This window comes from Algoriphagus iocasae, assembly GCF_014206875.1.
In the GTDB taxonomy this organism is placed as follows: Bacteria; Bacteroidota; Bacteroidia; order Cytophagales; family Cyclobacteriaceae; genus Algoriphagus; species Algoriphagus iocasae.
This window is the reverse complement of sequence record NZ_JACIJO010000001.1, coordinates 297400-317962: the sequence shown is the minus strand read 5'-3', so window position 1 is coordinate 317962 and position 20563 is coordinate 297400. Positions and strand designations below refer to the sequence as shown.

General features: G+C 40.1%; 17 protein-coding genes and 1 riboswitch. Of the genes, 10 read left to right on the top strand and 7 right to left on the bottom strand.

Going from position 1 to position 20563, the window contains the following annotated elements; all coding sequences use genetic code 11:
* Positions 1-33: 33 nt before the first annotated feature.
* The 4 genes from FHS59_RS01390 to FHS59_RS01375 all read right to left on the bottom strand — a co-directional run bounded on the left by FHS59_RS01390 (position 34) and on the right by FHS59_RS01375 (position 5266).
* Complete coding sequence (locus FHS59_RS01390; protein ID WP_184492627.1) at positions 34-1245, bottom strand: hypothetical protein; 1212 nt, start codon at positions 1243-1245, stop codon at positions 34-36.
* Between the two features lie 188 nt (positions 1246-1433).
* Positions 1434-2660 carry a hypothetical protein gene (locus tag FHS59_RS01385; protein WP_184492626.1) on the bottom strand — a complete coding sequence of 409 codons (1227 nt, stop codon included), beginning with the start codon at positions 2658-2660 and terminating at the stop codon, positions 1434-1436.
* Positions 2661-2780: 120 nt separating this feature from the next.
* Positions 2781-4100: an RIP metalloprotease RseP gene (gene rseP / locus FHS59_RS01380; RefSeq protein WP_184492625.1), complete on the bottom strand. Its 1320-nt coding sequence runs from the start codon at positions 4098-4100 to the stop codon at positions 2781-2783.
* Complete coding sequence (locus FHS59_RS01375; RefSeq protein ID WP_184492624.1) at positions 4100-5266, bottom strand: 1-deoxy-D-xylulose-5-phosphate reductoisomerase; 1167 nt, start codon at positions 5264-5266, stop codon at positions 4100-4102. Before FHS59_RS01375 ends, rseP begins: the two co-directional genes overlap by 1 nt.
* A gap of 225 nt (positions 5267-5491) precedes the next feature.
* On the opposite strand from FHS59_RS01375, the gene FHS59_RS01370 reads away from it, so the two are divergent.
* Positions 5492-6934: a S1C family serine protease gene (locus FHS59_RS01370; protein ID WP_184492623.1), complete on the top strand. Its 1443-nt coding sequence runs from the start codon at positions 5492-5494 to the stop codon at positions 6932-6934.
* 94 nt (positions 6935-7028) lie between these two features.
* The gene (locus tag FHS59_RS01365) at positions 7029-7445 is read left to right on the top strand and encodes a nucleotidyltransferase substrate binding protein (protein WP_184492622.1); all 417 of its coding nucleotides are present in this window, start codon (positions 7029-7031) and stop codon (positions 7443-7445) included.
* 145 nt (positions 7446-7590) lie between these two features.
* Here the strand turns inward: FHS59_RS01365 and FHS59_RS01360 are convergent, their stop codons facing one another.
* Together FHS59_RS01360 and FHS59_RS01355 are read right to left on the bottom strand one after the other, a co-directional pair.
* Positions 7591-8640 carry a DUF5074 domain-containing protein gene (locus FHS59_RS01360; RefSeq protein WP_184492621.1) on the bottom strand — a complete coding sequence of 350 codons (1050 nt, stop codon included), beginning with the start codon at positions 8638-8640 and terminating at the stop codon, positions 7591-7593.
* On the bottom strand, positions 8637-10496 hold the full coding sequence (locus tag FHS59_RS01355) for a TonB-dependent receptor (RefSeq protein ID WP_184492620.1): 1860 nt from the start codon (positions 10494-10496) through the stop codon (positions 8637-8639). The genes FHS59_RS01360 and FHS59_RS01355 overlap by 4 nt, the downstream gene beginning before the upstream one ends.
* Positions 10497-10619: 123 nt before the next feature.
* A riboswitch (cobalamin riboswitch) is annotated at positions 10620-10836 on the bottom strand.
* Between the two features lie 97 nt (positions 10837-10933).
* Here FHS59_RS01355 and FHS59_RS01350 point away from each other — a divergent pair.
* From FHS59_RS01350 to FHS59_RS01320, 7 genes are all read left to right on the top strand, one after another.
* A complete protein-coding gene (locus tag FHS59_RS01350; RefSeq protein ID WP_184492619.1) occupies positions 10934-12082 on the top strand; it encodes an ABC transporter substrate-binding protein in 1149 nt (382 codons plus the stop codon).
* The gene (locus tag FHS59_RS01345) at positions 12069-13097 is read left to right on the top strand and encodes an iron ABC transporter permease (RefSeq protein WP_184492618.1); all 1029 of its coding nucleotides are present in this window, start codon (positions 12069-12071) and stop codon (positions 13095-13097) included. The genes FHS59_RS01350 and FHS59_RS01345 overlap by 14 nt, the downstream gene beginning before the upstream one ends.
* A 2-nt stretch (positions 13098-13099) precedes the next feature.
* Positions 13100-14071: an ABC transporter ATP-binding protein gene (locus tag FHS59_RS01340; protein ID WP_184492617.1), complete on the top strand. Its 972-nt coding sequence runs from the start codon at positions 13100-13102 to the stop codon at positions 14069-14071.
* A gap of 129 nt (positions 14072-14200) precedes the next feature.
* Positions 14201-14653 carry a MarR family winged helix-turn-helix transcriptional regulator gene (locus tag FHS59_RS01335; RefSeq protein ID WP_184492616.1) on the top strand — a complete coding sequence of 151 codons (453 nt, stop codon included), beginning with the start codon at positions 14201-14203 and terminating at the stop codon, positions 14651-14653.
* Positions 14654-14727: 74 nt separating this feature from the next.
* Entirely contained in the window at positions 14728-15732 is a 1005-nt protein-coding gene (locus FHS59_RS01330; RefSeq protein ID WP_184492615.1) for an NAD(P)/FAD-dependent oxidoreductase, read from the top strand.
* Positions 15733-15746: 14 nt separating this feature from the next.
* Positions 15747-16067 (top strand): 2Fe-2S iron-sulfur cluster-binding protein, encoded by a 321-nt coding sequence (locus FHS59_RS01325; RefSeq protein WP_184492614.1) that lies wholly within the window; start codon positions 15747-15749, stop codon positions 16065-16067.
* Between the two features lie 225 nt (positions 16068-16292).
* On the top strand, positions 16293-16736 hold the full coding sequence (locus FHS59_RS01320) for a YybH family protein (protein ID WP_184492613.1): 444 nt from the start codon (positions 16293-16295) through the stop codon (positions 16734-16736).
* A gap of 38 nt (positions 16737-16774) precedes the next feature.
* Here FHS59_RS01320 and FHS59_RS01315 read toward each other — a convergent pair whose 3' ends face one another.
* Positions 16775-18706, bottom strand: coding sequence for a TIGR00341 family protein (locus FHS59_RS01315; RefSeq protein WP_184492612.1), 1932 nt, complete (start codon positions 18704-18706; stop codon positions 16775-16777).
* A 260-nt stretch (positions 18707-18966) separates the two neighbouring features.
* Here FHS59_RS01315 and FHS59_RS01310 point away from each other — a divergent pair, with 260 nt between their 5' ends.
* Positions 18967-20508: a M20/M25/M40 family metallo-hydrolase gene (locus tag FHS59_RS01310; protein WP_184492611.1), complete on the top strand. Its 1542-nt coding sequence runs from the start codon at positions 18967-18969 to the stop codon at positions 20506-20508.
* Positions 20509-20563: the final 55 nt, after the last annotated feature.

Below are 20563 nucleotides of genomic sequence, written 5' to 3'. Positions count from 1 at the left end.
CTGACACCTTAAAGTTTATTTATTGGTGATTTTTCAAAACCCTAACCCAATTTTAAAACTGTTCATTGACATAGAGTATTTAGAAGGATTAGAACTATTCAAAACAGCATAACCAAGGTTTGAGAAATTATCGAACTGGACTTCGGCAAATGCCCATATAGAATTAAATTTCTTTTTGTATCCCGCCTTCAAGATAAATCCAAATGTATTGCTCGGATCCAATAAAACCGGATCGCGTGGTCTGGTAATGATTTGATCGGTACTATATGGAGAATAATACTCCCATTGAGAAACTTCAGAAATACTCTCCTTTTTTACTAGGGAGTAAGTCAAGCCAACTCCTCCATAGAGACTTTGGGTTTCCTTGTGGAGAAAATTGTAATTAATGATTGCAGGTAGTTTGATGATATTGAGCTTAAACTCTTCTTGGTACCATAATCGCTCATCTCCAGGATTAAAATTGACATCTTCAACACTCCAAGCATCTTCAAACGATAAGGAGGAAACACCCAGCTGAACTTTGGTACGGGGAGAAAATTTCTGAAAAATCAAATCTGCCAATATTTCAAATGTAGGGACACCACTTTGGTTTTCGAATACCAGGGAACTCATTCTTTGGTTTAGAATACCTAATCCTACCGACGCAGAAACTCCCAATTTAAAAAATGGAATAGTCTCGGCATGGACTTGGTAAGGCAGATTTTTACAGGAATGATAGGCAATAAAAAGTTTTTCCAATGATGGGTAAGAAAGGTTGACATCATTGATCATTTCTGTAATCTCCGGATTGCAGTCATCCATTGCATAATGCAATACTCCGAGGTAAGTTTTCCGTTTTTGTTCCCGGCTGACCATGTTGGTGTGCTCTCTGCTTTCCACAGAAAGAATTATAGCTTCATCTCCCAAAATCAAATAATAACCAGACCTAAAGACACCCAACGACTTTTCTCCTTCAAATGGGATTTGGAAAAAGTATCTTTCTTCTGTTCCTCTGACTTTTTTAGAGAGGAAATACCTTCCATTTTCAAATCTGAATCCATCAATTTGGCTAGGATCATAACTTGTTTTCTTTCCATTTTCGACCACATGGAGCTGATCGAAAAAAGAAAAATCTGACTCACCTTCTAATGTCATCTCAATAGACTGACCTTGTTTGATAACAAAAACCTTGGAGGCATTTTGAGCCCGCAATGGTTGTATAAGAATAGTTAAAAGCAAAACTATTGCAGGCACATTTTTTCTCATGTTTTTCCACTCATTTTCAGGATGTTAAATTATGAATCGGAAATCACATTTTTTTAAATTGCCTAACTTTAACCTAAAAATAGTTGCAACTAATTGATTTTCAATCTGAAAATTTTCATTGAATTTCAAACAAAAAAACCGGGCTTCTCAACCCGGTTTTCTTAGCTCATTATCTTAAACCGATAAACCTAAAATTCAAGACCTACAGTTAAACTCCCAGTAGCATAATTGTGTATGGCCTGATAGGTAAGAGGGTAAAAGAACATGTTTTTGATAAGGTAATCTCCCTTCACTTCCATGAATAAACTTGTCTTTGCTGAGACTTTTTTTCTATATCCAATTTTGAGGTTTGGGCTAATCCCTTTTTCTTTTCGATCGACAAAATCCGACCTCTCAAGTGAGTTATTTTGTTCGCCATTATCAACTAGAAGCTCGCCATATCCTCTTTCAAAATTGGTAAACCAAAATGTGAGGCCAGTCCCAGCATAAATCTCATTTTTGTCCTTTTTAAATAGAACATAACTCACTTGCAATGGCACTAAGATGGAGTAGGAATTATATTCCTGGCTTCCTGTAAGATCAAATGATATCAACTCGGAGTCCAAATGAATAGTATTGGACTCCTGCATGTATCCCACCCCAAGATCCACTTGTAAGCGAGGTGCTGTCCTAAATTCTCTTAACCTTACACCTAGTTCGAAATAAGGAACAATGGTTTTATCAAGAGCATAATTCACATCTTTATTAGTTTGATATTCAGGGATCGATAAAAATCCAACTCCACCTTGAACCCTCCAAGACAATTTTGAAAATGGAACCTGAGAAACATTGATTTGATACTGTTTACCAGAACAATCGTAATAGGTATCAAAAAGATCAATTAAACTAGAATCAGTCAGTTTAGTAGATTCTATTTTCTTTGCTAATCCTGCCCCACATTCATCATTCATCGCAATTTTAAGAATACCAATGTATTGATTACTACTTCCAGTCATTGTTTTCCCCTCCACTTCTTTGGTAGTGCTGATAACCTTGAGCTCTCTCATTTCATCTCCCCTGTTCACAAAATAATTTCTTTCCCATTTCAATAATTCCAGGGAGCCAGAAACTAATACTTGAACGAATACTTGATTCTCCAATCCAGGAATTGATTCCGATCTAAACTCTCTACCATTGGCTAATTTAAAACTGGAAATGTCTTCAGGTTTAAAAATTGATTTATCTCCCGATTCAGAAATGAATTCAATCACTGTGTAGTCTTCCAGATCAAACTCACTTACTAATTGCCCTTGGATTTCAGTACCGTTTTTTAAGGTAATGATTGATTTTTTGGGAGTGCTTTGCTGCGCAAAAACTGAAAGTGCCAGAAGATTCATCAAAAAAAGAAATGCACACTTACAAACTATAAATTTCATGAAAATATTTTTTTGGCAAAAAAAGGGCACTAAATCTTTAAAAACAAAACTTTCACGAATTATTTAGTAACAAAAAAAACCGGGCTTCTCAACCCGGTTTTTAAAGATTTATTGATAGGATTAATCTCCTGTAAATAGCTTCAACACATCATTGCCAATTGCAAAAACCATCAAAGCCAGTAGAATAACCATTCCCACTTTCTGGGCGTTCTCCAAAAACTTATCAGAAGGAGCTCTACCTGAAATCATTTCATATAGTAAAAACATCACATGCCCTCCATCCAAAGCAGGAATAGGCAGCAAATTCATAAATGCCAAAAGCATTGAAATCAAACCTGTAATAGTCCAGAATTTACCCCAATCCCAAGTATCTCCATAGATTTTCGCCATTCCGATTGGCCCACTCACATTTTTTGTAGAAACTTCTCCGGTAAACATTTTGCCCAATGCTTTTGCATTGACTACCACGATGGTAAATGCTCTTTCAGATCCTTTCACAAATGCTTCTCCGATACCATATTCTCTTCTTACGGGCTCCAAGACTGATGTAACCGCAATATCAATTGTGCCTCTCTCTGAAACAGCTACCGAAGTATGAGTAGTATCTCCATTTCTCAAAAGAGTAATGTCGGCATTTGCGCTTTTGGAGTCCGCCAAAGCAGCTTGCAATTCATCAAAATAATGAACCTCTGTTCCATTGACTGCAAGTATTTTATCTTCTGTGGTAATTCCAGCTTTCTCAGCAGCTCCACCTTTATCTATCACCGACAGTTGGAATGGATATCTCATTTCCACAAAATTGTCAAGAGCCTCCTTTTTGCTAAATGAGTTGATGAAGCCTCTAGGGATTTCAACTTTCAAAATTTCACCGTTTCTATCAACTGTGTAATACCCATTTTCACTAAGCAAAGCAGAACCACTGCTCAAATCATTGATGCTTACATAAGGTTCTCCATTGATGTCGAGAATTTTATCTCCGGTTTTCAGACCAATAGACTGGCCGATTTCTAAAGCCTCAATTCCATTTTCTACAACTTGGTCTCGAGAATAATAGGTTTCTCCATTATTGTAAACCATCACCCAGAAGATCAAAACTCCGGTAATCACATTCACAATAATACCTCCAAGCATCACAATCAATCGCTGCCAGGCTGGCTTGGATCTGAATTCCCAAGGTTGTGGTTCCTCAGCCATTTGCTCTGTATCCATGGATTCATCAACCATCCCTGAAATTTTCACAAAACCTCCCAAAGGAATTGCTCCGATGGAATATTCTGTCTCTCCCCACTGGAATCCGGCGATTTTAGGAGGAAAACCGATTGAAAATTTCTCTACTCTCATACCAAACATCTTGGCTGTGAGCAAGTGGCCCAATTCATGCAAACCTACCAGGATGGATAATCCCAGTACCAGTTGACCCACCATTATTAATGTATCCATTATACTTTACGCTTAATTAGTTGTTCTGTAATTTCTCTTGCCCTTCGATCAGTTTCCACATAATCATCAAGATTTGGGTGTAAGATAAACTCTGTTTTCGAAAGTGTCTCACCGATTAGATCAGACATTTCTAAAAACCCTACTTCTTCTTTTAGAAAAGCCGCGACTGCCACTTCATTAGCAGCATTCAGGGTACAAGGAGCATTCCCTCCTTTTGCCAGGGCATCATACGCTAGTTGAAGATTTTGGAAAGTCTCCAAATCTGGTTGCTCAAAGGTCAGCTGAGGGTAATTCATAAAGTCAAACCGCTCAAAATCGCTTTTTAATCGATCAGGAAAACTGAGTGCAAACTGAATGGGAATACGCATATCCGGTAATCCGAGTTGCGCTTTTAAAGATCCGTCTTCAAACTGTACCAAAGAATGGATAATACTCTGTGGATGTACGACCACATCAATTTGATCAGTTTGCAATCCAAAAAGCCATTTTGCTTCTATCACTTCCAGGCCTTTGTTCATCAAAGAAGCCGAATCAATCGTGATTTTCGCTCCCATTTCCCAATTGGGATGCTTCAAAGCCTGAGCTTTGGTTACATTCTCCAAAAAAGCTCTGTCTTTTCCTCTGAATGGCCCTCCAGAAGCTGTAAGAATGATTTTTTCTATAGGATTGTGAAATTCTCCCACCAGACATTGAAAAATTGCCGAGTGTTCCGAATCAACCGGGTAAATGTTAACTCTGTTTTCCTTTGCCAAAGCAGTAATGATTTCCCCTGCTACTACCATGGTTTCTTTGTTGGCCAAAGCAATTTGCTTCCCGGCCTTAATCGCATGAATCGTAGGGATCAAACCTGAATACCCCACCAGCGCAGTCAAAACCACATCGATGGTTTCCATTTCCACTACCTGAGCTATCGCCTTTTGACCTGCAAAAACCTTGATATCTTGGTCAATTAGGGCATCTCTGACCGCTGGGTATAAGGCTTCATTCCCGATCACTACAGCGTTTGGATTAAACTCCAAAGCCTGCTGAATCAATAAATCTGCGTTGTTTTGGGCTGTAAGAACTTCGACTTGAAATTCCGAAGAATGTTGGCGGATTACCTCCAGTGTTTGGGTACCGATACTTCCGGTGCTACCCAGGATGGCTACGCGCTTTTGTTCTGTCATTCAGTTTGGATTTTGAGCAATAAACTTTCAAAAAGTCTAGATGGTTTTCTCAATTAGCTGACAAAATTACAAGATGCCTCCACTTTTCCTTGTACAACTCGTCAGTTTTTACTTGATGGGCTAATTTTTGCTCGATTTTGGTACAACTCTTTTGCCTTTTCTTAAAAAATGTGAAGGCGGCTAACCGATTTTTAGTCAAAACGTCAAATGATTAAATTGAAATCTATGAAAAGTCTCATAAAAACTACTGGAATTTCTTTCTTATCAGGATTGGCAGGTGCGGCACTTTGGACCCAAGTGAGTGTTTCAGATTCACAAAATCAAGCCAATGATTTTTCTGAAAATAACGAACAGTCAATTAGCCTGGCATCGGAATTCACACCTACTAGATCAATTCCGGATTATCCGCCAGCTTCTTTTGTAGACGCTTCGGAAAACAGCACACAATCGGTGGTGTTTATCAAGAACTTCTCAGGAACAGACCCAAGACGTTATAGTATGTTTGATTACTTCTTTGGTTCCGGTCCGTCCCAGCAAGTGAGCTCAGGATCGGGAGTGATTATTTCCGAAGATGGATATATCGTGACAAACAACCATGTGATTGATAGAGCGGAAACAATCGAGGTGATTCATCAAAAGAAAACTTATAAAGCAAGGCTGGTCGGAACAGATAAAAATACTGATATCGCCGTTTTGAAAATCGATGCCGACGGCCTTCCAGCTATCAAAAGAGGCAGCAGCCGTGATTTGCGAATTGGAGAATGGGTGCTTGCAGTTGGTAATCCTTTCAATTTAACCTCGACTGTAACTGCAGGAATCGTCTCTGCAAAAGAGCGTCAGATTAATATTCTAGGAGGAGATTTCCCTTTGGAAAGCTTCATTCAGACCGATGCACCAATTAACCCAGGAAACTCTGGTGGAGCTTTGGTCAATGTCAATGGTGAATTGGTGGGAATAAACACTGCCATTCTTTCCAGAACAGGTTCTTATACAGGTTATGGATTTGCAGTCCCAGTGGATATAGCGATGAAAGTTTCTAATGATTTGATCCAATATGGTGAGGTTCAAAAGGCAATTCCGGGCATTGAAGCAGTGGAAATTACTCCTGAGCTAGCTGAAGAAATGAATATCAAAACATTGAATGGCGTTATCGTCACTCACGTCATTCGAGATGGAGCTGCCGAATCTGCAGGTCTTCAAAGAAATGATGTTATCACTCAACTTGGAAATCAGGAAATCACAGGAATGGGAAGTTTTGAAGAGGCACTTTCTTATTATTACCCAGGTCAGGATTTGCCGGTTACTTATATAAGAAATGGATCTAAAAACACTGCTCAACTGAAGCTTCAGAATCTGGAAGGTGGTGATGGAATATTGAAGCGGGAATATTACAGCTCCAACCTTTTGGGAGCAAAACTAGAAGCAGTCAACACCATTGAAAAAGATAAAATGGGAATTGAATACGGGGTAAAATTGACTGGATTAACCAGAGGTTATTTAAGAGATTTGGGTTTGAGAGAGGGTTTTATCATTACTCAGATAAACAGAGAACCGGCACGGGATCCAAAAGCAGTAGGTAAGTTTTTGGAAGATTATAGCGGAAAACTTCTACTAGAAGGGGTTGCAACTAGTGGACAGCCTTTTATGCAAAGCTACACCATCCGATAATCTGAAGGGGAAATTGAAGAAGTCCCTCCAAAATTCCCCGTGAGCTTTAGGAAGCAATTCCTAAAAATTAGTACCTTAATTAAAAGAAAAACCCATGAAGACCTTACCCCAGACCTGTGAACAATGCTTTGAGGAATTCAGCACTGCGCTGGAAGATTTAAGATCCTATGTTCAGCGTGCTAATAAACATGGCTTTAAAGAATCTCAGGCGAGAGAGATGATCACTAACTTTGAAGTGGCCCATGAACTGGCTTTGAAAGTCATGACTAAATATTTTCTTAAGCAAGGGAAAGGCCCTTTTTCAGGTTCCAGGGATTTGACCGCCGAGGCGTTTCACGCAGATTTGATAGATGATGGAAAAGATTGGCTCGACATGGTGATCGATAGAATTCAATACAATCCTGTTTATTCGATCGATACAGAGGATAAGTTCTTATATAATATTCAGCATCGATATATTCATTTACTGGAAAAATTTGAAGATTCAATGAGCAAAAAATTAGATGCTTAAAATTGAAAGTGGCTTTCTCAAAATTGGTTTTTGTCACATTGAGCGAAGTCGAAATGTCAGTTATCTCACTTCATTAGGCCTTCGACTCCGCTCAGGCTGACAAATTTTAGACTTTAGAAAATGCCTCTTTATCAATTCTCATTTATTAATAAAATAGAAACCCTGAAGGACCTCTTCCAACTTCAAAATCTCTTTTCTCGGTACCATCCGCATCATAAACTGTGACAGTTCCGTTCCCCTGGAAACCATTCGAATTTGCCAAGTAAAGTTCATTTCTGGCTTTGTCATAACCTATTCCATAAAAACCTGAACCGGTAATCCAATCCAAATCAAGCTCTGAACCTAATACAGAAACTCTGGATACCCCATCTTGATATTCCGGCCAACCAGTACTAGTGATTAAATAATATAGATTATCATTTCCAAAAGCAATTCTACCCGTCGCATTGGCTACAGGCAAAGAATTGGTGGTTGCTTTCGTGAGATCCATATGGAAAGACTGGAAATACACCTCATCATTTCCAGTTGAATACAACCATACTTTTCCATCGATTTCAAAAAACTGAGCAGGACGTCCATCCACTTCCAGCACTTTGATCACTTCCTCTTTATCGGCATCAATAATCTCTACTTTGCCTTCTTCCGAACCCGCGACAAAAATGTATTTTCCAAAAGCTATTAGATCTTCAGGCTTATTGGAAACTTCTATCTTTTTGGTCACCATACCTCCATTTAATCCATCGACAACAGCCACATAGGAATCTGGAGTATTATAAGAAGCATCATAAGGCCCATAATCAGAAATAAATAGTTTACTACCTACAACCTCTAAAGATCTTGGTTGATCCAAGCCTCCGGAAACCGCTCCTAGACTTTTGAATGTACCGGCATCAACAATTTCCACTTTGCCAGTATTTGCTACTAAATAAAGTGTTCCATTCACAGTCACCATATCTTCCAAAAGACCTGCGAATGGTCTTAGGTTTTCTGTTTCAAAAACATTGGGCTTCAAAGTCAAGGTACTTGGATCTAAGTGATAAACTTCCCCATCATTGGTTCCAAAGTTTCCTTCATTCATAATCAAAATACCCTGCTCATAAGCACCTAATGGTTGTTCCGGCTCAGAGTTTTCGCAGGAAAAAAAGAAAATACTAAGAGCTAAGGCTCCTACTAGTTGGTTGAATTTTAACTTCATATTCTTATTGATAAATTAAATTGAAAAGACCTTCCCGGCATGGCACGCAGATATAGCACCTGATAGTCGGTATTGAAAAGATTGTTTATTTGAAACCTGACAGGAAAGGCGAGCTTTCTCCATTTCAGCTGATCATAGGCCAAACCAAAATTGAATAACTGATAGCTAGGCATCATTCTGGGATTATCCGCGGTGACGGATCGTTCTCCAACGAAAAAAGTGGACAGGTATGTAGATATCCCATCTCTGGAAACTCTGATTTTCGCATTTGCCTGATGTTGCGGGGTATATGGCAGTTGTTTCCCGATCGCAGGATCCGTCTCACCTATTCCAGAAGTAGTCACTGCTCGGCTCCAAGTATAAGACCAATCAATCCCCCAGTCCAGCGAACCAAGTTTACCAGAGGTTTCCCCTTGATATTCAATCCCTTGATTAGAAACATGCTTGATATTTTCCGGTATCCAAACTGAACCCTGAGGCAACCAAATGATCCAATTATCTACACTCATTCGGTAATATGTCAGTTGGTTTGACCACTGACTATCGCCATTTACTTTCCAAAGGAATCCGATTTCCCCACTCCAACTTTCCTCCGGCAAAAGATTGGGATTTCCTCCTGGTTCCCAAAAACGATCGTTTAAAGTCGGCACTTTAAATCCTCTCCCAAATGATGATTGAAGTAAAAGCGAACTGCTTTCATTATTCCAAAGTCCCCAATCCAAGCCTATACTTGGAGCGAAAGGTGCAAACTGATCTTGATAAACCAATTCACGGAGATTGAGGGAAAGGGTAATATCCTTTGAAGGCTTATATTTTGTCGATTGGTAAATTTCAATACGCTGATCGCTGGTACTATACGAACTTAAATCTGCTTGCATTTGGGTAAATCGGATACCACCCTTGATGGCCAGCTTTTCAGAAAATGTTTGATCGTAATCAGTCGCAAGGAAATATTGATCCGTTCGGCTGAGGCTGCCATTAAAATCCAATTGATCTTTTACCAATCCGGTCTTCAGATTCCAAACAGAGCCAGATCCAAAACGGTAATAATCCAAAACAGCCCGGAAACTTTGATCTTCTTGCAAATCATTCGTATTGGATCCCATGACCGGCTGAATTTCCCGGTTGCTTTTATTCAACCAAAAAGCTGCTTTCAGTTGAGAATTCGAATTGATATTCCAGCCAAAATCCTGGACAAAACCTATTTGCTTAAACTGGGCATGATCTTCTTTTACTTCAGGTGTTCCAATCTGGCCCAAATCCTGATAGGGGAAATTGTTCTTTGCAAACTCTCGGTAAACCTTGGTGGATGAGCTGAATATCTCATTTGAAAAAGAACCCTGAATCCCGGTTTTAAAAGCACCAAAACTTCCAAATTGTTGAGAAAGGGAAGCGTGAAAACCTTTGGAGAACTGAAGTTGGTTTTGCAAATGCAAACTGCCGCCTATTGCTTCATTGCCGAAAAGAGCCCCTGCATTTCCAAATTGAAGACTTACTTGATCGATTGCCTGAATCGGCAAAATGGAAAGGTCGCTCTGACCCAGCGAAGGACTATTAATCGGAAGCCCATTCCAAAACAAAGCCGTATTACCAGCCGATGTGCCTCGGAAAGATGGAGAAGCCAGCATTCCTGCTCCGTATTGCCGAACAAAAACCGGAGATCGCTCCTTCAGTAAATCTGCCAAAGCCCTTCCCTCATAATTTTCGAGTTCTTTTTTGTCCCAAACCTGGATTTTTTGACCTTGAGCAAATCGCTCAATTTTCGGAGCATAGACTTCCACTTCAGCTAATACAACCGTATCCTGGACCATTGGGCTGGACCCAAAGAAAGAAACTACCCACAAAAGCAATATCATGCCTGATCGAATTAAACTGTGTCATTCGACTCGGGCTTGAAGAGAAAATAGAAGAAATGAATCTTGTCCGGCACTGAAATCAGAACCGGTTTGGTGCATTCTTCATTGCTTTTCCTCCGAAAGCACAGAATCAGCGAAATGGCAGGTCTCCTGGCTTACCCAATTTTGTCTGCCTTCTCAGCCTCTTTTTCTCAAGGCCAATGGCGAGGGTTGACAAAATCCTTTGTGGAAAAATCCACGTGGGCTTACAGTTGCGGGGACAGCTTCGGAGTTGCACCGAATTCCCTTTTAATCCTAAATCCGAAAAAGAATTCAGGAACCTATTTCGGCAGCAAACATAGTGGTGTTTCCATTCAAAAAAAAGCTGCCCTAAATTCTTTTTTTTGGAACTGGAAAAATTCACAGCTTACTTTGAATCCTGAATTTTTACTTTTCAAATGAAAAAAACAGTTTCAAAAATCTCTTATTTCCTTCTGATAATCAGTATACTTTCCTGTCAAACGACTGATAAGAAAACAACTGTTGAAACAGAGAAAATCAATCCTAAATATGCCAAAGGTTTCACCATGGAAAGAGGAGAAGGTTTTTGGAAAGTGGAAATTTTGAAGCCTTGGACAGGAGCTGAAAAAACTTTTTCTTATCTGATTCTAGATGAAAATTCGGATCAACCAAAGGACGATTTTGATGCCATTATTCAGCTTCCGATCAACAAGGTAATTCTTACTTCGACCACTCAAATTCCGCATCTGGATATGCTCGGAGAAACCGATAAACTGGTTGCCTTTCCCAACTTAAATTTGATTTCTTCTACCACAACTCGGGCCAGAATAAAAGAAGGAAAAATCACAGATTTAGGCTCTGGTCCTGCTGCCAATCCCGAGATGATTATTGATGCCAATCCTGATTGGATCATGATCTCAACTTTAGGGGATGACCTTCGGTATTTGGAGTTATTGAAAGCTGCTGGTGTCCCTGCCGTGATTAACGGGGAATATGTAGAGCAACATCCTTTGGGGAGAGCTGAATGGATCAAATTAACAGGGATTCTATTAGGTAAATATGAGGAGGCTAAAGCTGAATTTGAAAAGGTGGAAAGCTCCTATTTGGAAGCAGAAAGTCTACCCACTACCCTATCTGGAACAGACAAACCAACTGTCCTAAGTGGAGTGATGTACCAGGATATTTGGTATGCGCCTGGAAGTGAAAGTTGGGGGGCGAAAATCCTTGAAAACGCCGGAGGAAAATATATTTTCGAAGATCAAAAAGGAACTGGAAGTGTCCAGCTCAATTATGAATTCGTGCTCGATAGGGCCTTAGAAAGTGACTTTTGGATAGGTTCAGCTGACTTTAAGGATCTGGAAACGATGGGAGAGTCAGAACCTCGATACAAAGCTTTTGAAGCTTGGAAAAATGGGAAAGTATATTCCTACACCCAAAAAAGAGGTGAAACCGGCGGTTTGGAATATTTTGAATTGGGCTATATAAGACCGGATTTGATTCTGAAAGATCTGATTAAAATCCTTCATCCTGACTTACTTCCTGACTATGAGTTGTATTTTTATGAGCAACTCAATGAAAAAAAATAGATCTGTAACATATCTCATCGGGGCAATTGTCTTGCTGATTTTAAGCTTTCTGACGAATGTCAGTCTTGGCTCAGTCAGCATTTCCATATCGGAAATCATTACAGGTTTGTTTTCCGGAGATTGGACCAAAGCTTCTTACGAACAGATCATCTTAAATTATAGATTACCAAAAGCCATTTTAGCAATTTTGGCAGGAATCGGACTCAGCATCAGCGGATTGCAAATGCAGACTTTTTTCAGAAATCCACTAGCCGGACCATTTGTTTTGGGAATCAGTTCAGGGTCGGGACTGGGAGTTGCAATTCTGATTTTGGCTAGTTCGGCTTTAGGTCTGGGTATGGGAGCTGGCATCAATCCTTGGGCAACCGTAATCGCTGGAACTTTGGGTGCAGGCCTGGTTTTGGTCATCGTCAGTTTGGTTGCTTGGAGGATCAAAGACAGCATGACTTTGTTGATCGTTGGATTGATGTTTGGGTCGGCTGTGTCGGCAATCATTTCCGTTTTATCTTATTATTCTGGAGCTGAGGCTTTAAAAATTTATACCGTTTGGTCCATGGGCAGTCTTGGCGGATTAGTATGGGAACAGGTTTTTGTGTTGATTTTCATCCTATTCTTGGGAATTATCCCAATGATTTTTTCAATCAAGTCCTACAATGCCATGCTTTTGGGAGAAAGCTATGCCAGAAGTATGGGAATCAATCCTACAAGATTACGTTGGATGATGATCCTGAGTACAGGAATCTTGGCGGGAAGCATCACCGCATTTTGTGGCCCAATCGCATTTATCGGTATCGCGGTTCCTCATTTGGCTAGAATGATTTGGAAATCAGTGGATCATCGGATTCTATTTCCTGCTTCGGCTGTATTGGGGGCTACATTATTATTGGTCTGTGATGCTATTGGACAGATTCCAGGTTCGGCTCAAACTCTACCAATCAATGCCGTCACATCCTTGATCGGTGCTCCAATTGTCATCAGCCTGGTTTTAAAGAAAAACTTCAGCAAAGAATTCTGATCATGAAAAACCCCGCGATCATAGGAAAGAATTTGACTTTGGGTTACCAAAAAGGAAACCTTCGGAAAGAAGTTTTGGAAAGTCTGGATTTCGAATTGTATACGGGTGAACTCACCTGTTTGCTTGGGCCAAATGGTGTAGGGAAATCCACGCTGGTAAAGGCGATTTTAGGTCAGTTGACACCTTGGAACGGCTCCATAAAAATTGATCAAAAAGAGATCTCCAAGTTTACTATTTCCGATTTGGCTAAGACACTTTCTGTGGTTTTGACTGAGCCGATTTTCCCTGGAAATATGACGGTGGGACAGTTGGTCGCACTGGGAAGAATAGTACATACCAGCTGGACTGGAAGGCTCGATGAAGAAGACAAAGCAGCTGTCAAGAATGCACTTTCATTGACGAAAATCGGGTATCTGGAAAATGAGCGTCTCAGTGAAATCAGTGATGGACAAAGACAAAAAGCAATGATTGCCAGAGCTTTGGCTCAAGATGGAGCGATTATGATTTTGGATGAACCTACGGCTCATTTGGATTTGGTAAATCGATATGAGATTATGCATTTGCTGCGTGAAATTGCCCAAAAAGAAAAGAAAGCGATTTTGGTTGTCACTCACGATCTAGAGATCGCTATGGAGACAGCAGATCAATTCTGGATTTTGAATTGTGGGATTCCTTTGATCTCTGGAATCCCGGAAGAATTGGTGATTTCCGGAAAAATCAACCATTTATTGCCGGGAGAAAAATTCCATTTTGATGCAGATAAAGGTAGAATCAAGAAAAAAACTGAAGAGGATAATTGGAAAATAATCGGTGATCCAATTTTCAGTTATTGGGTAAAAAAGGCATTGGAAAAATCCAGAGTAAAAGTTCAGGATTCAATGATTACGGTTAACAAATCCCCTTTTTCTTTAGAATTTGAAGGAAAATCCTTTTCCACGCTTTCCGATTTCATTTCATTTTTAGGTAAAAATTAACCCATCCCAGGCTTTTTAAAATCCTCTCTTTTAATACTTTTGTCTTTTATATCACAAACCCTATAAATTTTATAGAGAATTGTTTTATGAATTCAGAAAATTCATATATTTGTCACACTAATTATTTGTATGACACACGAGCAATTTGCAAAGTATTCTTTTCTACTCGATCGCACTGCGCGAAAGGTAAAGCAGTATGCCCAGCAACAGTTTAAATCCGGTGAATTTGATGTGACTGTAGACCAATGGTTGGTTCTAAAAAATCTATCAGAAAATCACTTGCTCAGTCAGACACAGTTGGCACAATTGGTATTTAAGGACCATCCGACTTTGACAAGGATCATAGATCTACTTTGTAAAAAGGGATATATGGAGCGGATACCGAATCCCAATGACCGAAGAAGTTTTCAGCTTCATCTGACTACTTCCGGTGAGGAAAAAGTAAGAGCTTTGCGTCCTCAAATTCTTGAAATCAGGGAAAAGGCCTGGGAGAATCTCAGTGAGACTGATTTCGAAGAATTTAAAAGAATATTAAACACCATCTACATGAATCTAGGTGGTCAGGAAACAGAAGAAGAATAAGTATTTGTTATACTAATTATATTTACACGAACAAAAGCATTCATCCCGGGGTTTACCCATAAAGTCAATAAACCATGATTCACACAGACCTTTGTATCATAGGAGCCGGACCAGTTGGCCTTTTTGCAGTTTTCGAAGCAGGTTTGCTAAAAATGCGTTGCCATCTGATCGATGCTTTGCCTCAGGTAGGCGGGCAGCTTTCCGAAATCTATCCTCAAAAACCAATTTATGACATCCCGGGATATCCAGAAGTGAAAGCCCAGGAATTGGTGGATAACTTGATGGAGCAGGCAAAACCGTTCAAACCTACCTTCACTTTGGGTGAGCGAGTAGATCATTTGGATAAGCAGGAAGACGGTTCATTTATTGTCACGACCAGCGACAAAACGCATGTTCACGCCAAGGTTATTATCATCGCTGGTGGATTGGGTTGTTTCGAACCAAGAAAACCTGTTTTGGAAAATCTGGAGACTTACGAAGGAAAAGGAATCACTTACATGGTGAAAAACCCTGAGACTTTCAGAAATAAGAAAGTTGTTTTGGCAGGTGGTGGAGATTCTGCTTTGGACTGGGCAATTTATCTTTCTAATGTAGCCGAGCGAGTGACATTGGTTCACAGAAATGAAACTTTCCGTGGCGCTCCTGATTCTGCTGCGAAAGTTTTTGACTTGGCTAATCAAGGAAAAATCGACTTGATCCTTTCTGCTAACTTGAAAAATGTAGGTGGAAATGGTGTATTGAACTCTGTGACTTTAGAGTCAAAATCAAAAGAAGAAATCAAAATCGATGCAGATTACTTGATTCCATTGTTTGGCTTAAGTCCAAAATTAGGTCCAATTGCAGATTGGGGTTTGACAATCGATAAAAATGCGATTGAGGTAGACACCCGCGATTACTCCACTGGAGTTGAAAGAATCTACGCGATTGGCGATATCAATACTTATCCAGGAAAATTGAAGTTGATCCTTTGTGGATTCCATGAAGCAGCGATCATGATGCATTCTGCTTTCAAATATGTCTATCCAGATCAAAAATTAAGCTTCAAATACACCACTGTAAATGGTGTAAATACATTTTAATCGTATTTTTGAGCATGGTTAATTTCACAGTAGAAGATCACGACGGCAATCGTCAAGAAATAGAAGCACCAGACGACATGGGCTTCAGCCTAATGGAAATCCTAAAGGCATCAGAATATCCTGTATTGGCAACTTGTGGTGGAATGGCGCTTTGTGCCACCTGCCATATTGAGGTTTTGGAAGGTAAAGATGAGTTGGGTGAAGCGACAGATATCGAGCTGGACCAATTGGAAAACCTACCGGAATATTTCCCGACATCCAGACTTGCCTGTCAAATCCGAATCGGAGATATCCTAGAGGGTGCCGTGATCAAACTTAGAGGAGAAGATCAATAAGAATACAATCCTTATAAATTCTTAAAGCCACTCAGAAATGGGTGGCTTTTTCTTATTATTTACCGCTAAGTGCGCGAACGTTTCACAAAGGACTTACTTTTCATTTATTCAATGAAACTGGAATAGAATTGAAATTTTAGTCATTCTAGATCACATTTAAATAATTTTCTAAAAACCTTTTGCTCAAGAAGGTGTAGATTACATTTAATCTCAATTTATAGATTCATGAAAAACCTACTAATACTTTTTTCATTCTTGATTTGCACTTCTTCTTTTGCCCAAAACTCCCCTCAATCAAAAGCTGAATCTCAAGAAATCCTAAATCTGATCAATTCTTACTCTAAATCCAGAGAAACCAAAGACACTGTCTTGCTTAAAAAAATTCTTACCAAAGACATTGACCAGTTGGTATCATCGGGAGAATGGCGATCAGGAATTAACGCCGCAATCAAAGGAATGATGCAAAGCTCGACCAGCAACCCGGGCGAAAGATCACTCCATGTGGAAAGAATTCGGTATTTAAGTGATGAGGTTGCCTTAGTTGATGCTCGCTACGAAATCAAAAATCCAGATGGAAGTATCCGAAAAATGTGGAGTAGTTTCACCATCGTGGATGACAAAGGCTGGAAAATTTCGGCCATACGAAATATGCTTCCCGCAGGAAATTAGGCGGATGGTTTGAAGCATTCCTGAGAACTTGGAAACAACTATTCGTCTGTAGAAATAGTATTCGTAATATCTCCCTTCTCTCCTTCACCTAATCGAATCCCTAGCGTCAATTCCAATTGAATTGGCTTTCCGATTTTATCTTCAATTTCAGTTCTTATTTCTTCAAAATCCGCCTCTTTCAAGTCCTTTTCAGAAAGTATCGTCACAGCCAAACGAAGAGGTTGCATGTTCACAACTTTTACATTTCGAAGAAGCCCATGAGGAATTTCCTGACCACTTAATTCCTGGATAATTCGGTTTTCATTGACCATTTTAGAAAAGCTGAGAGCCAGAGGTGTGGCAATTGCCGCAAGCAAAATCAAACTGATGACCAGCCCCTTTTTAGCCAATCGAAAAGGACTAAATCCTAAAGTCAGAAATGTCAAAGCCGCCGCAACAACAATTCCTGCCAGGTTGGTTCCCAACAATAACAAAGCTCCGAAAAACACATTCCAATCTGCCCAGCCTAATCCTATTCCTGCTACTGCCAAGGGTGGTACCAAAGCCACAGAGATAGCGACTCCGGCAAGGGTTTTGGCGATTTCCTCTTTGCTATACGCATAGGCTCCCGCCATTCCAGAAGCAACTGCAACTCCCAAATCCAGCAAATTAGGTCGAATTCTAGCCAATATCTGATCATTCAAGATCTCCAATGGAGTCATCCAGGTAATCAACATGGAAAATATCAACCCTAGCAAAACACCCCAGAAAATCGTCACCAAACTATTTTTGATCAGCAGACTATCCTGGCGAAGCATTCCCATCGAAAGCGAAATAATCGGAGCCATCAAAGGCGCCAAGATCATTGCTCCGATAACTACCGGCGAAGAATCGCCAAATAGTCCAAATGTCGCAATCATCGTAGAGAGTACCATCAGCACCAAGTAAGTGCCTGTGGTTTGCGAATTTTCTCGTAGTAGCTTAAAAAGCTCTTTGAACTCATCCGAAGTCGCATGCCTTACCCATGGCAAATATCCCTTCGCCAATTCATCCCTGAGGCTACCAGTTGGCAATGTTTTTAGGTTTTGGATTTCCTTTCCTTTCCCGACTTCCTCCTCCCTCACTTGCGCCCCAAGCAAAATTCTCACAGGTTTCTCCTGAACTTTAATCGTTATTTCATTCCCTTCCTTTTCCTCTCCATCGATCGCATAACAGATATCCTCTTCAGTCTTAATCTTCACTTCTTCCGATGAAGCATAGCCGACAAATCTTGGCAGTTTGTTTTCTTTAATGGGAAAGAATAGACTTTGGATTCCAAATCTGATAATGGAAATCAAGCTTTTTGGTGCCAAAATCATTACATGAATCAACTGATCATTGATTCCAGAATCCCGGATTATCCTTCTGAAAATCGCATTGCTTTGGCAATTCGCGACCGCCAAAATACCCATAGCAGCTGTATCAACATCCTTATTTTCATCCTCTTTACTAGGGAAACTAATCTGGAGCTTCTGCAATTTCACCCTTCTGAATAATTTCAGGAATTGGGAAAACCGGTTTTTCAATCCTTCAAAAAATCCATTGAATCGATCTCCATAGAGAATGCTAAGCGACTCTCCTATCACCAAAGAATTCAACACCAACTCATCATTCACCAGCATCAAATCTATGGGCTCAATGCTTTCTATAGACTGGATTTCGTCGATGGCACTCTCCATATTTTTATTTATCCCGAATCCTTTCTGACCATGGATTAATTCTTCATGGGGTAAAAGTGCGAGCCCCGCCTCGGAGTCAATTATCTGGGGAATCAATTCCTTCACTTGGGAATCGGAAATCAAACAAACCAAAATATCGCCTTTCCCAAATTCATTTTTCCCCATGTCCTGATACGCAATCTCTTGCTTAGGCTTAGGATCAAACAATTCCAGACATTGATCAATTTTCTCTCGATCTAGCTGATTATCATATACAAAAATCAAATTGGGCATACCTTAAAAAGAAATTTTGGGCTAAAACTTAGAACGATTGATCCTTAATTTCAGAAAATTTATTCGCTTTCAGCAATTTAACCTTCCAAAGTGTATGCTAAACAGATCCTTTTTCAAACTTATCGTATGCCGTTTATTGAAAACCTCAAGAAATCTGAATCAGAGGAATTATATTTAGAATCTACCACCTTAAAACAACTCATTGAAATCACGCAAAAAGGCTAAGATTTCACGGAGTATTGAAAACAAAACGTAAGCACATGAAAAAAACACTTTTATTAATTCCGGCATTTTTGGTCGCCATTTCCGGTTTTTCGCAGGAAAAAATCGACCTCCAGGCAATTGAAAAAATCAAAAAAGAAGGTCTTGAAAATTCACAGGTTGAGAAAATCGCCTTTGAATTGGTGGACAAAGCTGGTCCTCGTCTTAGTAATTCCGAAGGGTACAAAAGAGCTACAGACTATGCAGTAAAGCAACTCACCGATTGGGGTTTGCAAAATGCACATACTGAGGCTTGGGGTGAGTTTGGAAGAGGCTGGGAAATGGAAAAAAGCTACGTGGCGATGACCAAGCCTTACTACATGCCTTTCATCGCTATTCCAAAAGCATGGACTGAAAGTACCAATGGCGAAGTGAGTGGAAAAGTAGTATTTATCGATGCGACCACTGAAGAAGACTTAGCTAAATACAAAGGCAAATTGAAGGGTGCAATCATCGCGATCAAACCATCAGGGGATCAAAGCCCTACTTTTGAGGCTGATGCAACTCGATTTACAGAAGAGCAATTAGATGCAATGGCAGCACCACCTTCCTCAGAGCAAGGTGGTAGCAGATATACTCCAGAGCAAATTCAGGCATTGAGAGCTGCAAGAGCTTTCTCCATGAGAATCAGCGAGTTTCTAACTGAAGAAGGTGCCGCTTTGATTATCAAAGGAGTAAATGGTCGTCATGGTACACTTTTCACCAGCAGCCCTAGAGGTTATTTGAAAGATACTCCTGTGGGAGTTCCAGAATTGGAAACTGCTCCAGAAAATGTGAGCCTTTTGGCAAGACTAGCTGAAAATGGAGTGGACGTAGAAGTTGAAGCAGAAATTAAATCTAGATATTTGACTGATGATCTTCAGGGGTACAATGTGATCGCTGAAATACCAGGTACAGACCCCACCTTAAAATCAGAATTGGTGATGCTTGGTGGACATTTGGATTCCTGGCATGGTGCCAATGGCGCGACAGATAATGCAGCCGGATGTATTGTGATGATGGAAGCGGTAAGAATTCTGAAAGCTACCGGTTTGGCTCCGAGAAGAACCATCCGAATTGCACTTTGGGGTGGAGAAGAGCAAGGTCTTCATGGTTCTAGAAACTATGTTCAAAACCACTTTGCAGATCGCGCAAGCATGGAATTAAAACCTGAACACGAAAAGCTTTCTGCTTATTACAACATTGATAATGGAACCGGAAAAATCCGTGGAATTTATCTTCAGGGAAATGAAGCGGTAGGTCCTATTTTCGACCAGTGGTTTGAGCCAGTGGATGATTTGATTGAGAATAGAACAATCACTATTCGTGATACGGGAGGAACAGATCATCAAAGCTTCGATGGTGTAGGACTTCCCGGTTTTCAGTTTATTCAAGATCCTATCGAATATCGAACCAGAACTCACCATACCAACATGGATAATTTTGAAAGATTGGAACTGGATGATTTGAGACAAATGGCTGTTATAGTGGCTTCTTTTGTCTATAACACAGCTCAAAGAGATGAGAAATTACCTCGGGAAGAACTTCCAAAAGTAGACTAACCGAATTACAAAAAGGCTCTGAGAATTCAGGGCCTTTTCTATTTTCAGCAAAATT

What these genes read in the sequence shown, in the direction of transcription:
- FHS59_RS01390 (WP_184492627.1), bottom strand. Translation starts at nt 1,245, where the DNA reads ATGAGAAAAAATGTGCCTGCAATAGTTTTGCTTTTAACTATTCTTATA.
- FHS59_RS01385 (WP_184492626.1), bottom strand. Translation starts at nt 2,660, where the DNA reads ATGAAATTTATAGTTTGTAAGTGTGCATTTCTTTTTTTGATGAATCTT.
- rseP (WP_184492625.1), bottom strand. Translation starts at nt 4,100, where the DNA reads ATGGATACATTAATAATGGTGGGTCAACTGGTACTGGGATTATCCATC.
- FHS59_RS01375 (WP_184492624.1), bottom strand. Translation starts at nt 5,266, where the DNA reads ATGACAGAACAAAAGCGCGTAGCCATCCTGGGTAGCACCGGAAGTATC.
- FHS59_RS01370 (WP_184492623.1), top strand. Translation starts at nt 5,492, where the DNA reads ATGAAAAGTCTCATAAAAACTACTGGAATTTCTTTCTTATCAGGATTG.
- FHS59_RS01365 (WP_184492622.1), top strand. Translation starts at nt 7,029, where the DNA reads ATGAAGACCTTACCCCAGACCTGTGAACAATGCTTTGAGGAATTCAGC.
- FHS59_RS01360 (WP_184492621.1), bottom strand. Translation starts at nt 8,640, where the DNA reads ATGAAGTTAAAATTCAACCAACTAGTAGGAGCCTTAGCTCTTAGTATT.
- FHS59_RS01355 (WP_184492620.1), bottom strand. Translation starts at nt 10,496, where the DNA reads ATGATATTGCTTTTGTGGGTAGTTTCTTTCTTTGGGTCCAGCCCAATG.
- FHS59_RS01350 (WP_184492619.1), top strand. Translation starts at nt 10,934, where the DNA reads ATGAAAAAAACAGTTTCAAAAATCTCTTATTTCCTTCTGATAATCAGT.
- FHS59_RS01345 (WP_184492618.1), top strand. Translation starts at nt 12,069, where the DNA reads ATGAAAAAAAATAGATCTGTAACATATCTCATCGGGGCAATTGTCTTG.
- FHS59_RS01340 (WP_184492617.1), top strand. Translation starts at nt 13,100, where the DNA reads ATGAAAAACCCCGCGATCATAGGAAAGAATTTGACTTTGGGTTACCAA.
- FHS59_RS01335 (WP_184492616.1), top strand. Translation starts at nt 14,201, where the DNA reads ATGACACACGAGCAATTTGCAAAGTATTCTTTTCTACTCGATCGCACT.
- FHS59_RS01330 (WP_184492615.1), top strand. Translation starts at nt 14,728, where the DNA reads ATGATTCACACAGACCTTTGTATCATAGGAGCCGGACCAGTTGGCCTT.
- FHS59_RS01325 (WP_184492614.1), top strand. Translation starts at nt 15,747, where the DNA reads ATGGTTAATTTCACAGTAGAAGATCACGACGGCAATCGTCAAGAAATA.
- FHS59_RS01320 (WP_184492613.1), top strand. Translation starts at nt 16,293, where the DNA reads ATGAAAAACCTACTAATACTTTTTTCATTCTTGATTTGCACTTCTTCT.
- FHS59_RS01315 (WP_184492612.1), bottom strand. Translation starts at nt 18,706, where the DNA reads ATGCCCAATTTGATTTTTGTATATGATAATCAGCTAGATCGAGAGAAA.
- FHS59_RS01310 (WP_184492611.1), top strand. Translation starts at nt 18,967, where the DNA reads ATGAAAAAAACACTTTTATTAATTCCGGCATTTTTGGTCGCCATTTCC.